This is a genomic window from Arthrobacter sp. 18067 (genome assembly GCF_902706295.1).
Classification (GTDB): Bacteria; Actinomycetota; Actinomycetes; order Actinomycetales; family Micrococcaceae; genus Arthrobacter.
In genome coordinates this window covers 126,990-140,006 of the sequence record NZ_CACSJJ010000012.1, presented here as the reverse complement: position 1 = coordinate 140,006, position 13,017 = coordinate 126,990, and the positions used below count along the sequence as shown (strand labels likewise).

General features: G+C 63.5%; 15 protein-coding genes. 5 read left to right on the top strand and 10 right to left on the bottom strand.

Features of this window, described 5'->3' with window-relative positions; translation table 11 throughout:
* Window positions 1-21 precede the first annotated feature (21 nt).
* From GVL04_RS13480 to GVL04_RS13465, 4 genes are read right to left on the bottom strand one after another with little or no spacing between them, the layout of a single operon-like run.
* On the bottom strand, window positions 22-828 hold the full coding sequence (locus GVL04_RS13480) for an exodeoxyribonuclease III (protein ID WP_159705309.1): 807 nt from the start codon (window positions 826-828) through the stop codon (window positions 22-24).
* A gap of 60 nt (window positions 829-888) precedes the next feature.
* Window positions 889-1,476, bottom strand: a complete 588-nt coding sequence (locus GVL04_RS13475; protein ID WP_235036278.1) for an HdeD family acid-resistance protein — start codon at window positions 1,474-1,476, stop codon at window positions 889-891.
* A gap of 5 nt (window positions 1,477-1,481) precedes the next feature.
* A complete protein-coding gene (locus GVL04_RS13470) occupies window positions 1,482-2,108 on the bottom strand; it encodes a response regulator transcription factor (RefSeq protein WP_159705306.1) in 627 nt (208 codons plus the stop codon).
* Window positions 2,105-3,271 (bottom strand): sensor histidine kinase, encoded by a 1,167-nt coding sequence (locus tag GVL04_RS13465; RefSeq protein ID WP_159705303.1) that lies wholly within the window; start codon window positions 3,269-3,271, stop codon window positions 2,105-2,107. The genes GVL04_RS13470 and GVL04_RS13465 overlap by 4 nt, the downstream gene beginning before the upstream one ends.
* A gap of 203 nt (window positions 3,272-3,474) precedes the next feature.
* On the opposite strand from GVL04_RS13465, the gene GVL04_RS13460 reads away from it, so the two are divergent.
* Both GVL04_RS13460 and GVL04_RS13455 read left to right on the top strand, forming a co-directional pair.
* Complete coding sequence (locus GVL04_RS13460; RefSeq protein ID WP_200846845.1) at window positions 3,475-4,047, top strand: heme-binding protein; 573 nt, start codon at window positions 3,475-3,477, stop codon at window positions 4,045-4,047.
* Window positions 4,048-4,057: 10 nt separating this feature from the next.
* Complete coding sequence (locus GVL04_RS13455) at window positions 4,058-4,765, top strand: ankyrin repeat domain-containing protein (RefSeq protein WP_159705300.1); 708 nt, start codon at window positions 4,058-4,060, stop codon at window positions 4,763-4,765.
* Between the two features lie 66 nt (window positions 4,766-4,831).
* On the opposite strand, the gene GVL04_RS13450 is transcribed toward GVL04_RS13455, so the two are convergent.
* From GVL04_RS13450 to GVL04_RS13440, 3 genes are read right to left on the bottom strand one after another with little or no spacing between them, the layout of a single operon-like run.
* Complete coding sequence (locus tag GVL04_RS13450) at window positions 4,832-6,034, bottom strand: acetyl-CoA acetyltransferase (protein WP_159705297.1); 1,203 nt, start codon at window positions 6,032-6,034, stop codon at window positions 4,832-4,834.
* Entirely contained in the window at window positions 6,031-6,726 is a 696-nt protein-coding gene (locus GVL04_RS13445; protein ID WP_159705293.1) for a CoA transferase subunit B, read from the bottom strand. Before GVL04_RS13445 ends, GVL04_RS13450 begins: the two co-directional genes overlap by 4 nt.
* 19 nt (window positions 6,727-6,745) lie before the next feature.
* Window positions 6,746-7,462, bottom strand: a complete 717-nt coding sequence (locus GVL04_RS13440) for a CoA transferase subunit A (RefSeq protein ID WP_159705290.1) — start codon at window positions 7,460-7,462, stop codon at window positions 6,746-6,748.
* 177 nt (window positions 7,463-7,639) lie between these two features.
* Here GVL04_RS13440 and GVL04_RS13435 point away from each other — a divergent pair, with 177 nt between their 5' ends.
* Window positions 7,640-8,404 (top strand): IclR family transcriptional regulator, encoded by a 765-nt coding sequence (locus tag GVL04_RS13435; protein ID WP_159705287.1) that lies wholly within the window; start codon window positions 7,640-7,642, stop codon window positions 8,402-8,404.
* Between the two features lies 1 nt (window position 8,405).
* On the opposite strand, the gene GVL04_RS13430 is transcribed toward GVL04_RS13435, so the two are convergent.
* Window positions 8,406-8,987 carry a GNAT family N-acetyltransferase gene (locus GVL04_RS13430; protein WP_159705284.1) on the bottom strand — a complete coding sequence of 194 codons (582 nt, stop codon included), beginning with the start codon at window positions 8,985-8,987 and terminating at the stop codon, window positions 8,406-8,408.
* 225 nt (window positions 8,988-9,212) lie between these two features.
* Between GVL04_RS13430 and GVL04_RS13425 the strand changes: the two genes are divergently transcribed.
* A complete protein-coding gene (locus tag GVL04_RS13425) occupies window positions 9,213-9,587 on the top strand; it encodes a VOC family protein (RefSeq protein ID WP_159705281.1) in 375 nt (124 codons plus the stop codon).
* 267 nt (window positions 9,588-9,854) lie between these two features.
* Window positions 9,855-10,541, top strand: coding sequence for a fasciclin domain-containing protein (locus GVL04_RS13420; RefSeq protein WP_159705278.1), 687 nt, complete (start codon window positions 9,855-9,857; stop codon window positions 10,539-10,541).
* 93 nt (window positions 10,542-10,634) lie between these two features.
* Here the strand turns inward: GVL04_RS13420 and GVL04_RS24530 are convergent, their stop codons facing one another.
* Both GVL04_RS24530 and GVL04_RS13415 read right to left on the bottom strand, forming a co-directional pair.
* Window positions 10,635-10,811: a hypothetical protein gene (locus tag GVL04_RS24530; protein ID WP_200846844.1), complete on the bottom strand. Its 177-nt coding sequence runs from the start codon at window positions 10,809-10,811 to the stop codon at window positions 10,635-10,637.
* 43 nt (window positions 10,812-10,854) lie between these two features.
* Entirely contained in the window at window positions 10,855-12,876 is a 2,022-nt protein-coding gene (locus GVL04_RS13415) for a BCCT family transporter (RefSeq protein WP_235036277.1), read from the bottom strand.
* Window positions 12,877-13,017: the final 141 nt, after the last annotated feature.

Genomic DNA, 13,017 nt, shown 5'->3' with positions numbered 1-13,017 from the left:
TTCGTCGCGGTGAGCGTGTTCTTAGTCTGCGAGCTCCACAATCACGGGAGCGTGGTCCGAGGCGCCCTTGCCCTTGCGTTCCTCACGGTCGATCGAGGCGCCTGTGACCCGCGATGCCAGTGCCGGGGACGCGAGGCAGAAGTCGATGCGCATGCCTTCCTTCTTGGGGAAGCGCAGCTGTGTGTAGTCCCAGTAGGTGTAAACGCCGGGGCCCGGAGTGTAAGGGCGGACGACGTCGGTGAATCCGGCGGCTTCGAAGGCGTGGAAGGCGGCGCGCTCGGGTTCGGAGACGTGGGTGTAGTTGTTGGTGCGGAACAGCTCAATGTCCCACACGTCGTCGTCGAACGGGGCGATGTTCCAGTCACCCATGAGCGCGATCTGGGCGGTCGCATCGGACTTGACCCACTCGGCGGCGTGGCCTTGCAGGACGTCCAGCCACTTGATCTTGTACGGCATGTGTTCGTCGTCCAACGAGCGGCCGTTGGGGACGTAGAGACTCCAGATGCGGATGCCGCCACACGTGGCAGCGATGGCGCGGGCTTCCTGGGCCGGATCCTTGCCTGCCTTGCCGAATGCCGGCTGGTCCAGGAAGGTGCGCTCCACATCGTCCAAACCCACACGGGAGGCGATGGCCACGCCGTTCCATTGGTTTACGCCGAAGTGTGCAACCTCGTAACCCATGCGCTCAAAGAGCTCCCACGGGAAGTTTTCGTCCTTGCATTTGGTTTCCTGGATGGCCAGGACATCGCAGTCGCTGCGCTCAAGCCAGGCTTCAACGCGGTCGGCACGGGCGCGGAGGGAGTTCACATTCCAGGTAGCTATCTTCACAGCCACTAACTTACCGAACTTGGCGCTGAGCGCATCCCCTAACTGCTTTTTACCGGGATACTAGTGGCCATACAGCGGCCGGGTATCGGCCAGTTTGCGGAGCCCGATGCCCGAAGCGATGAGCAGCAGGCCGGTCAGGATCGCGAACCCTGCCAGCATCCACACGACGCCCAGGAAACCGAGGCCCGGATTCACCAGCACCACAATCCCGAACACGGTGGTGATGAGCCCGGTCAGGAACCAGAGCCCCCAGTTGCTGACGAAGTTCCTGGCGGCCAGCGACAAGACGATCTGTGAGAGCCCGAGCACCAGGGCCCACAAGCCGATGAGGACGCCTACTGCTGCTGCCGTGATCCCGGGCCAGGCGATGGCCAGGATGCCGGCAGCGATCGAGATGAGGCCACCGGCAATCGACCACCGTGACCGGCCTGCGGGGTCATAAAAGTAATGGGCCACGCTGGTGATGCCGTCGATGATCGCGAAGAACCCGAACATCACAACCACCACGAACGCCGTGGCGCTTGGCAAAGCCATGATTAACAGGCCAAAAACGATGGCGAGGACACCCCTGACGATCAAAGCCGTTCCCGGGGTCTTGAACAATTTTCGATCCGCTGCGTCCGACATACGGTCAGCGTAGCCAACCACGTGTCCTACCGCATCCCCTCGCGCCGGATAGCTGTGGCAATTGCTGCAGCCCGTGTCTCGACACCGAGTTTGGCGTAGATATGGGCGAGGTGGGTTTTGACGGTTGCCTCGGAGATGAACAGGCGTTTCCCGAGATCGCGGTTGCTGAGGCCCTCGGTCAGCAGGCTGAGCAGTTCGGCTTCGCGCGGGGTGAGGATCTCGTCCGGATTTCGAAGTTGTTGGAACAGGCGCGAGGCCACCGGCGCGCTCATCACGCTCTTACCCTCCACCGCGCCACGGACCGCTGCGAAGATCTCTGCCGGTGCCGCGTCCTTGAGCAAATAGCCCATGGCCCCTGCGTCCACGGCACGGACGATGTCGGCATCGGAGTCATAGGTGGTGAACACGATGACTGCCTGCTTGGGTCTGCGCTGGCGGAGCTGTTTGATGGCTTCGATGCCATCCATCCCGGCGCCCATGGCAAGGTCCATGAGGACGACGTCGGGTGCATGCTGCTGCGCCACTTCGAGGGCTTCCTCACCGGAGGCGGCTTCACCGACGACGGCGATGTCAGCTTGGGTACCCAGTAGCGCCTTGAGTCCGCTCCGGACTACGGTGTGGTCGTCCACGAGCACCACGGAAATGGTGGTCACAGGGCCTCCTTGGTAGAACTGGCCGGCGGGCTGACGGGCAGCTGCGCCGCGATAATGGTGCCTTCACCGGGCGCGCTTTCCACAGATAATTCTCCGCCCAACTGTTCCACCCGTTGCCGCATGGCCCTCAGCCCGTATCCGCCCTTTTCCGACGGCGACGGCACCGCTCCGGGGTCAAAGCCGCGGCCGTCGTCGAACACGTCCAAGGTCACCGCATCCGGAAGGTACCCAAGCGTCACGCTGGCATGGTCCGCGCGGGCGTGCAGTTTGATGTTGGCCACGGCACTCTGGGTCACGCGCAGCAGGGCGTGCCGCACCTCGGAGGGAAGGAGCCGCGGATCGCCGGTGACTTGGACGCGGATGGCGTCAACGTACTGACGGGCCGCATGTTCCAGCGCCTCGGGGAGGGGCGCGGTCTCCAGGCCCGGGGCGGAGAGTTCGTGAACCAGGCTGCGGGTGTCGGCGAGGTTTCGTCGCAGCACATCGGTTGCCTTGCGCACGTCAGGGTTCGCAGCATCGGGCCAGGACCGCTGGGCTGCCTCCAGGAGGAGCAGGCTGCTGGCCAGGCCTTGGGTGACGGTGTCGTGGATTTCGCGGGAAACACGCTCGCGCTCCGCGGCGATTCCGGCCTCCCGTTCGCTTGCGGCAAGCTGCTCCTGGCCGCGCTCGATCTTGTCGTAGATCAACGTGAGCATGGCACCGGCGGCGAGCGGGCCCAGGAGCATGGCAACGTCCGTCCACTCGCTCATCCGGAAGAGTCCGACGGCGGTGGCGGCCACTGTTGCGCCGCCCGCCACATACGCGGCCGGCCCGCGGAAGGCCGTCCGGGTGAGGAAGAAGATGGCGAAGGAACACCACGCGAAGCTCGGGGCGACCACCACCAACGCGGCCCACGCTGCAACCAAAGCGATCATCCACGCCAACCACAGCTGGCGCCTGCGTTCGCCGGGTTGCCGCCGATGGGCCAGGAGCGCGGTCACGGCGTACAGTGCACAGACTGCGGCCGCCAACGCCACGGTCCAGAGGTTGTCCGCGGGGGAGTGCCGCATGACGTAGCGCACCGCCGAAGCGACCATCAGGACGGCAAAACCCGAGTGCACCACGGCGTCGATGCGGCCATCGATCCGGCTGCTTGTATCCGGCCGTGGAGCGGCTGCTGGCATGCGTGGTTCCCGTTTCCGATTCCGTTGAGGGCGTTCTTCCCATGCTAGATGCCGCGCGGTCATTGGTCTCTCCACCTTTTGGCTGATACGGCGGGCGGAAGGGATGAGCCCGGGACCTGCCGAGGGCCGATGCGGCCGCGGTGCCGTCCCGGGAGCATGGATGTGTACACGGAATGTCCGTGCAGTCCCGAAGGAGAACACCCGTGAAGAAGTCCAACAAGATGATCGCCGCCGCCGCTGCCGGAGCACTGTTGCTCACCGGTGGAGTCACGGCTGTGGCCAATGCTGTGGCACCTGCGGCGCCGGTTGCCGCCCCCGCAAAGGTTGCTGCGGACGTTCAGCCTGCGCCGGAAAACGTGGTTGCACAGAACCGCATCACCGTGGGAGCTTCGAGCAAGGCCGTGAACGCTGCGCTCGCCAAATGCCAGGCTGACAAACTGCCTTTCGTGACTGTTGCCCTGGTTGACCGTTTCGGCACTGTCCAGGCACTCCTTCGCGGTGATAACGCCGCCGAGCACACCATCGAAGCGGCCAAGCAGAAGGCCTACACGGCCGCAGCATTCGGTGCGCCCACCAGCGAGCTCGCCAAGCGGATCAATGGCAACGGCCCGTCCATCGCAGACCTCCCCGGCACCCTGTTCCTGGCCGGCGGCGTCCCGCTGAAGGTCAACGGTGTCTCGGTTGCGGGCATCGGAGTCGGCGGAGCACCCGACGGCGCCCTCGACGAGGCATGCGCCACAGCCGGCGCAGATGCCTTGGCCGCGGCTGCCAAGTAGCCTCGACGGTATGAATTCCCTGAACGGGCGCGGCCTGGCTGCGGGTTCGGTCATCGGTGCGGGTTTGCTGATCGCCGGGCTCGTGGCGGGCTGCGCGCCGTCGTCGTCTGGTGACCCGTCGCCGTCGGGCGCCACTGCATCAAGCACGACGGCGGCCGCGTCGCCTTCCAGCTCCGCGGCGCCTTCTACCCCAGCTGCGTTGCCGCCCAAACTCTCATCGGAGGCTCAAATCGAAACCGACCGACTCCTGATCCTCGCTGCGAAAGCCAACGATGTTGTGAAGGTCCGCGAACTGATCGCGGCCGGCGGCAGCGTCAACGCCAAGGACGACATCCAGGACTCAGCCTTCCTGTACGCGGGAGCCGAAGGATTCAACGAGGTCCTGCAGCTGACCTTGGCCGCTGGAGCGGACGTGCGCAGCACCAACCGGTACGGCGGCACGGCCCTGATCCCGGCGAGCGAGCACGGGCATACGGACACCGTGCGTATCCTCATCGCGGCCGGCGTTCCTGTGGACCACGTGAACAACCTGGGCTGGACCGCCATGCAGGAAGCCATCCTGCTCAACAACGGCGGACCCAACCAGCAGGACGTGGTGCGGCAACTCCTTGCGGCCGGAGCCAACCCGGATATCCGTGACCCCCAAGGCCGAACCGCTCTGCAGAACGCAGAGCGGCTCGGGTTCATGGACATAGCGGCACTGATCCGCGGCCGCTGACTCAACCAGGTCGCAGCAGAGTGCGTTATGAGCCCTCAAAACGCGCAGTGCTGCGACCTACTTGGGTTAGACGGCCTCCAGCACGCTCACGTAGTTCGCGATGCCCACGCCGCCCATGTTCTGGACTGCGCCACGACGGGCGTTCGGCAGTTGCATATCCCCAGCCGTGCCCGTGAGTTGCATGGCCGCGATGACGTGCTGCGACACACCCGTGGCGCCCACGGGGTGGCCCTTCGCTTTCAGGCCGCCGGAGACGTTGATGGGCAGCTTGCCGTCCTTGTAGACCCAGCCCTCCTGGACGGCACGGCTGCCTTCGCCGCGTGGTGCCAGCCCCATGGCCTCGTACATGATGAGCTCGGCGATGGTGAAGCAGTCGTGCACCTCGGCGAAATCCAACCCCTCGATGCCGACGCCTGCCATGGCGAATGCACGCTCCCACGATGCCCTGGTGGCGGCGAATTCGGTGGGATCGCGCTTCTCGGCCGGGAAGAAGTCGTTCGCGTGGCCAAAACCAGCCAAGCGCACAGGTGCGGTTGTGCCCCCGGTTGCCGACGTCGAGAGCACGACGGCGGCCGCACCGTCCGACACCGGCGAACAGTCCGTGCGGCGCAAAGGCTCGGCCACCATGGGGTTCTTGTCGGAAATGGTCCGGCAGAACTCAACGCCGAAGTCGCGGTGCATCTGTGCGTAGGGGTTGTCCATGCCGTTGTGGTGGTTCTTGGCGGCGATGGAACCGAGGACGTCGCCAAGGGATTCACCCGCTATCTTTACCCCGTAGCGTTTGTCGTAGTGCTTGGCCACCTCTGCGAACAATCCCGTGAATCCGGTGCTGGACGCCTTGCCGGCCATTTCATAGGAAGCACCGAGGAGGGCTGCTCCCACCACATCCGCGCCGGCGTCGGTCATCTTCTCGGCACCGATCACCAGCACGTTGCGCGCCGTTCCGGCGAGCACTGCTTTCACGCCCTGCTGGAACGCCGCGGATCCTGAAGCGCAGGCGTTCTCAGTGCGGGTGGCGGGAACATTGGCCAGGTCCGCTGAGAGTTGGAGCGCCAGGGACGACGTGAAGCCCAGGGGCTGCATGCCGGAATTGAACTGGCCGAGGTAGATCTCGTCGATGTCCTTGGGATCCAACCCGGAGTTATTGATTGCTTCCCCCGTAACCTGGACGATCAGTGATTCCAGGGTGTCATCCGTCAGCTTGCCGAACTTGCTGTGTCCCCATCCGGTGAGCAGGATGTCCTTGCCGAACTGGTCTTTCAGGCTCATGCGTTCGCTCCTTCGAGTGTGTGTTCTTCAGACTCGAGCGCCACTGCAAACCCGGCCTCGGTCTTGCTCCGGATCTCTTCCACTGTGACGCCAGGGGCGAGGCGTGTCAGCAGGAGGCGAGTGCCGCCGTCGTGCGTTTCTTCGATCGGCACGATGTCGAAAACGGCGAGGTCCGTGATGATCCGGTCAACGCACTGGAGGCCCGTCAGCGGGAGGGTGCATTCGCTGACGATCTTGGCGGAGCCGTCCTTGGCGTTGTGCTCGGTGAGGACCACAACACGCGGTGTCCCGGCTACCAAGTCCATGGCCCCGCCCATGCCCTTAACCATCTTGCCGGGGATGGTCCAGTTGGCGAGGTCGCCGCTGCCGGACACTTGCATGGCACCCAGGATGGCAACTTTCACGTGCCCGCCGCGGATCATGCCGAACGAGGTGGCGGAGTCGAAGATGCTGCCGCCGGGAGTGATGGTGACGGTCTGCTTCCCGGCGTTAATAAGGTCTGCGTCTTCCTCGCCTTCGTAGGGGAAGGGGCCCATGCCGAGCAGGCCGTTCTCGCTCTGGAGGACCACCCGCACGCCGTCGGGCAGGTTGTTGGCCACCAACGTGGGGATGCCGATGCCGAGGTTGACGTAGTCGCCGTCGTTCAGTTCTTCGGCCGCAATCGCTGCCATTTCGTCGCGTGTCCATGCCATGGTGATGTTCTCCTTGCTTCTAAACCGTGAGGGATTCGCGTCGCGGCCGGACCGTACGCTGTTCGATGTCTTTGACGCGATCGCTCGCCTGCACCAGCCGCTGTACGTAGACGCCCGGGGTAACGATGTGGTTGGGGTCCAGCTCACCCGGCTGCACGATGACTTCGGCCTCTGCGATGGTCACCTTGCCTGCTGTGGCGACTACGGGATTGAAGTTCCGCGCGGTATAGCGGTAGATCAGGTTGCCGTATGTATCGGCCGTGTGGGCGTGGACCAGCGCGACGTCGGCGGTAATGGCGCGCTCGCGGACGTACGTGACGCCGTCGAACTCTTCCAGCGGCTTGCCTTCGGCAACCAAGGTGCCCACGCCGGTCCGCGTGTAGAAGGCAGGGATGCCTGCGCCGCCGGCGCGGAGGCGCTCAGCCAGCGTACCCTGCGGGGTGAACTCGACCTCGAGCTGCCCGGCGAGGTATTGCTCCGCGAAGAGTTTGTTCTCGCCGACATAGGACGCGATGACCTTCCGGACCTGGCCCGCTTCGATCAGCACGCCCAGGCCCTTGCCGTCTACGCCCATGTTGTTCGAGACGATGGTGAGGTCCTTGGCGCCGGATTCACGGACGGCGTCGATCAGGTCCGCGGGGATACCGCTGAGGCCAAAGCCCCCGACGGCGATGGTCAAGCCGTCTGCCATCAGGTCATGGAGCGCCTGGGCTGCGCTCGCGTGGATCATGGACATTCTGGACTCCTCATTGAGCGTGGCTGATTAGTATCCACTTTGTGGACTGATTGTCTCTGTCTTGGAGCCTAGGGTTCTCAGGGGGTGGGGTCAACGGCCGGTGGTGTTGGCTACTCATGGTGTGGACGCTACGCTTGCAGGTGTCCATATTGTGGATGAAATCTTCAGGAGGATGCCGTGGCAGTACAAGGAGCCCAGGTGGTGGGCCGAGTGGCCTTGTTGCTGCGCCTGGTCGGTCGGAAGCCCGAGGGCACGTCGTTGGCGGGCTTGGTGCGCGAATCAGGGCTGACCAGGCCAACGGTTCACCGGCTGCTGACCTCGCTGGCCGCTGAGGGGCTCCTTGAACACCATTCGAGCTCCGGAAAATGGGTGCTGGGCCCGGAGGTCTTCCTGCTGGGATCGGTGGCGGCGGCTCGTTTTCCCATGGAGGACATTGCCCGGCCGTCCCTGCGCAGGCTCGCTGCGGAGACGGGCGAGAGCGCATTTTTCTCCATCCGTCGCGGGAACGAGACCGTGTGTGTCCTGCGGGAAGAGGGCTCGTTCCCGGTGCGTTCATTCGTGCTCCACGAGGGCGTGCGCTTCCCGCTGGGCGTGGCGTCAGCGGGTACGGCCATCATGGCTTTCCTGTCTTCCGAAGAACAGGAGTCTCTGTTGACGGACTGGCCGGCGCATGCGGGCGACTTTGCTGAAGGGCATCCTGCGGACGTAGTGCGGAATAACCTGTCGCAGACCCGGCTGGCAGGCTATTCCGTTAATCCCGGGCTGATCCTGGAAGGAAGCTGGGGGATGGGCGCCGCCGTCTTTGACCAGCAAGGCCGGCCGGCATGGGCACTTTCCTTGACGGGAATTGAACCCCGTTTCCGTCCGGACCGTCAGGAATTCCTCGGGAAGCTGTTGCTCGAGGAGGCGCACCGAATGACGGCGCGGTTGCAAGGCGCCTGACTTAGTTGGGTTGGCGGAGGTCCAGCCGCATCAGGACCCTCGGGAAGCCGTTGAGCACTGAGGTAGTCTCAGCCACCTTCTTGAAGCCGGCCTTCTCGAACAGCTTCCGCGTCCCCACATAGGCCATGGTCAGATCCACTTTTCCGCCCTTGTTATCCACGGGGTAGCCCTCCAGTGCGGGGGCTCCGTTGCTCTTGGCAAAGTCGATGGCTCCGCGCAGGAGTTCATGGGAAATGCCTTTGCCGCGATGCCCGGGCCTGACCCGGATGCACCACACCGACCACACCTCGGCGTCGTCAACGTGGGGGATCTTCCGGTTCTTCGCGAAACTGGTGTCCGCACGCGGGTGGACCGCTGCCCACCCGACTACTTCGTCGCCGTCGTAGGCCAAAACGCCGGGAGGCGGGTCTTCGGCCACCAGCTTCTTGACGTACTTTCCACGGTCCTGTTTTTGGAGTTCCTGGTTCAGTTTGGACGGGATCCTGTAACTCAGGCACCAGCACACGTTGGAGTTGGGGCTCTTGGGCCCCACCATGGTCTTGACGTCATCGAACACCGTCGCGGGTCGAACCTCGATAGCCATGCGGTCCATCCTGTCATTGGGTTCCGCCGCTCCGCCAGAGACAGCTGATCACGCTAGACTGGCGGACGTGATGACCGGATCGGGCTACAGCCCTGCACGGATCGGCTACCCGGCCGACCTCTGACGCGCTCTGCCAGCCCAAGCGCTGGCGCCGCACGCGCACCTCCTTGTGGATCGATGAACTCCCAGCCCATCGAACTGACCCCACATACAAAGGAGTTTTGCATGCCTGCTCTTTTCAACCACACCATCATCGCTTCGCTCGACCGCTCGGCGTCAGCCGGGTTCTACCGTTCCATTCTCGAAGCGGACGAGGCCCCCACCTGGGGGCCGTTCACCAACCTCTCACTGGCTGGCGGCGTGATGCTCCAATTCGCCGAGCCCCCGGTCGAGATCCAGATGCAGCACTACGCGTTCCTGGTTGATGACGCCCACTTCGACCGTGCCTACGACCGTCTGGTAAGTGCCGGCGTCGACCATTGGGCGGATCCTCAGATGACCCGCCCGGGCGAGACAAACACGGAACACGGCGGCCGCGGGGTCTACTTCAAGGACCCCTCTGGCCACGCACTTGAGCTGATCACCAAGCCGTACTTCTAAACGGGGAAGGCGGACGTTGGATAGGGGCTGCGGCGTGGCGGACATCGCGAAGCGGGCACGGCCCCTATCCAACGTCCAGCGGAACGCGGAGCCGGGCCCCGAGTGGCTCGTTTTAAAAAGTTTTTCAATCCGCACCCATCCACCCCGTCCCATCCTCCGAATAGCTGGTGAGACACAAACCGCTGGTGAAGCAAAAGCCGCACTTGCAGACCGTGTCCCACTACCCAATGGACCCAACGCCCTGGATCCAAAAACAAGGAGAATGACATGTTGTCCACAAAGCGCCCCGCCCTCGCCTTCGTTGGCCTCACTGCAGCCGCCCTTCTCGGACTCACTGCCTGTGGTGGTTCCAGCACACCTTCATCCTCGTCGGCAGCTCCGTCCTCCGCGCCGGAGTCGTCGTCGGCAATGCCGTCTGCTTCGCCGTCGGCTTCCGCCATGAGCAGTGCCGCCATGGATCCGGCCGCTAACCTTGTGGGCCCCGGCTGCGCCGGTTACGCCGCACAGGTTCCGGACGGTGCCGGTTCGGTAATGGGCATGGCCCAGGACCCGGTAGCCGTAGCAGCATCGAACAACCCGCTGCTCAAGACCCTGACCGCCGCGGTCTCGGGCAAGCTCAACCCCAAGGTGGACCTGGTTTCCACCCTGAACGGCAGCGAATTCACGGTGTTCGCACCGGTTGACGACGCCTTCGCCAAGATCGACCCTGCAACGATCGAAACGCTCAAGACGGACGATGCCCTGCTGAGCAAGATCCTCACCTACCACGTAGTCCCCGGTCAGCTGACCCCGGACCAGATCGTCGGCACCCACAAGACTGTCCAGGGTGGCGAAGTGACCGTAGCCGGCACCAAGGACGCACTCACAGTTGACGGCGCCAATGTGATCTGCGGTGGCGTCCAGACCGCCAACGCCACGGTCTACCTGATCGACTCAGTGCTGATGCCCAAATAGGCCTTAGCTCCCAACCAGCACTAAACAAAAAGCAGGCGCCGGAATCCGGCGCCTGCTTTGCTGTGTTGTGGACTGGCTTTGTTGTATCCGCTGTTAGCGGCTGAAGTCAGTGTCGACGTAGGAGCCGGCCCGGCTGTGGTCCGAGCCGCAGGGGCAACGGTCAACCTCAATTCGGACTGTCATGGGTTTGGACGCGTCCAGGGAGAGAGTCACGTCGTTGCTGGCCTGGTTGCCGAGGCGGAGGGTGCCTTGAGCAGGAGTGTTGGGCATGGTGGACCTTACTGATGTGTGAATGTGGGCAGCCAGGAGCTGGCTATTTGTCGTCGGAGTCCTTGTTGGGTTTGCCAACCAGCGGAATGGTTCCGGTAGGTGTTCCCCCGGCGCAATCGGACTCGGTACATTTTACGGCGCACTCGTGCCTGGTGACGAGATCGAACTGAACGCCGCCGTGTTGCTCCACCCCGGTCCGGATGGCTCGATCCACCACAGAAGTCGCAAGGCGTTTATGCAGGGACAAAGGGTCGCGGCGAAGGTCCTTGACCAGCGCGAAACAAAGCAGCAGCATGACGATCACGAACGGCAAAGCCGCCACGATGGTTACTCTTTGCAGGCCTGACAAGGCTTCCGATGGTTCATCGCCACCGGCAAGAAGCATGACCGCGGCCACTGCGCCTGTGAGGCTTCCCCAGAAGATCACCACTCCACGGCGCGGGTGCTCGGCGCCGTTGGAGCTGAGCGATCCCATCACGATGGAGGCTGCGTCTGCGCCGGTGACGAAGAAGATCGCCACCAGGACCATGGCCAGCACGATGACCGCTGCGGTCAGCCAGCCCGGCATGCCAAGGTTCTTGATCAGGTCGAACAGGGCACCATCGAAGTTGATGGAGGGTGCTCCGTTGACCATTGTCACCAGGCCAGGGGTGCCTGCCTTGTCCGCTTCCTGCTGGACGTGGAAGGCAGCGCCGCCGAAGATGCCGAACCAGATGACGCTCACAACGCTCGGCACCAGCAGTACGCCGGTGACGAACTGGCGGATGGTGCGGCCACGGCTGATGCGGGCGATGAACATTCCCACGAAGGGCGTCCAGGAAATCCACCAGGCCCAGTAGAAGATGGTCCAGCTGGTCATCCAGCTGCGCAGGGAGTCGTCTCCCACGGCTTCGGTACGCGAGGACATTTCAGCCAAATCCCGGGCGTAGTCACCCACGGCTGAGGGGATCAGGTTGAGGATGAACAAGGTGGGTCCGGCTACGAACACGATCAGGGCCAGAACAACGGCCAGGACCATGTTGATGTTGGACAGCCACTGGATGCCGCGGCTGATGCCGGAAACAGCTGATGCCACGAAGCAGAAGGTCAGGATGGCGACGATGACCACCAGCACCGGGGTGCCGATCTCACCCAGCCAGCCGTTGGACGTCATGCCGCTGCCGATCTGAAGGGCCCCAAGGCCCAGGGAAGCCGCCGTCCCAAAGAGTGTGGCGAAGATAGCCAGGATGTTAATGAACTTGCCGAGCGGGCCTTCAACCATACGGATGCCGAAGAGCGAGGTGAAGGCCGCGGAGACCAGTTGCTTACGGCCCAGACGGTAGGTGCCGTAGGCCATGGCGATGCCGACTACGGCGTACATGGCCCAGGGGTGCAGGGTCCAGTGGAAGATCGACGTGGCCATGGCGGTCTGGATGGCCGCGGGTGTGCGTCCGTCCACGGTGCCTGGCGGTGGCGAGATGTAGTGGTACAGCGGTTCGGCCACGCCGTAGAACATGAGCCCAATGCCCATGCCGGCGGCGAACATCATCGCTATCCAGGAAATGGTGCGGAACTCGGGCTTCTCGCCGTCTTTACCCAGTGGGATGTTGCCGAATTTTCCGAGTGCGAGCCAGAGTACGAAGACCACGAACAACGAGGCGAGGACCATGAACAGCCAGCCCGTGTATTCCATGACCCAGTTCAGGGCGCCTTTGGATGTTTCAGAAAGGCTGTCCCTTCCGACGAAGCCCCAGACCACGAAGGCGACGGCGATGGCGCCCGTGATCCCGAAGGTGACTTTGTCGAGGGTAAGTTTGCGGTTCCGGCGGGCTGAAACGGCCTGCTCGGTCTTGGCATGGCGCAGTTCTTCCAGGATCTGCTCGTATTCTTCCGAGTCAGGCAAGGTTTCTGCGCCTCCATCCTCACCGTTGAGGACTGCCGGGTTGGTTTCTTCGGGGGAGACGTTGATGACTTGTTCAACGTTCTCCGCTTGGACGGGAGTGGCTGATGATGAATTATCCGCCAATCGATCGTCCGCAGGTAACTCCTCTGGTGTCAAGGGTTTCGTGTCACTGTTTATAGCCATGAGCGGGTCCTTTGCTCGGCGAGTCATGGGTTTGCGTTGATTCATGGCCTGGGGTGTTAGTCCGGGCGGAGGGTAGGGTTTGCGCGCTGGGCTCGGTGAGCCTGAAGGGCGTTCCGCATGAATCAACAACATTCGCGCTAA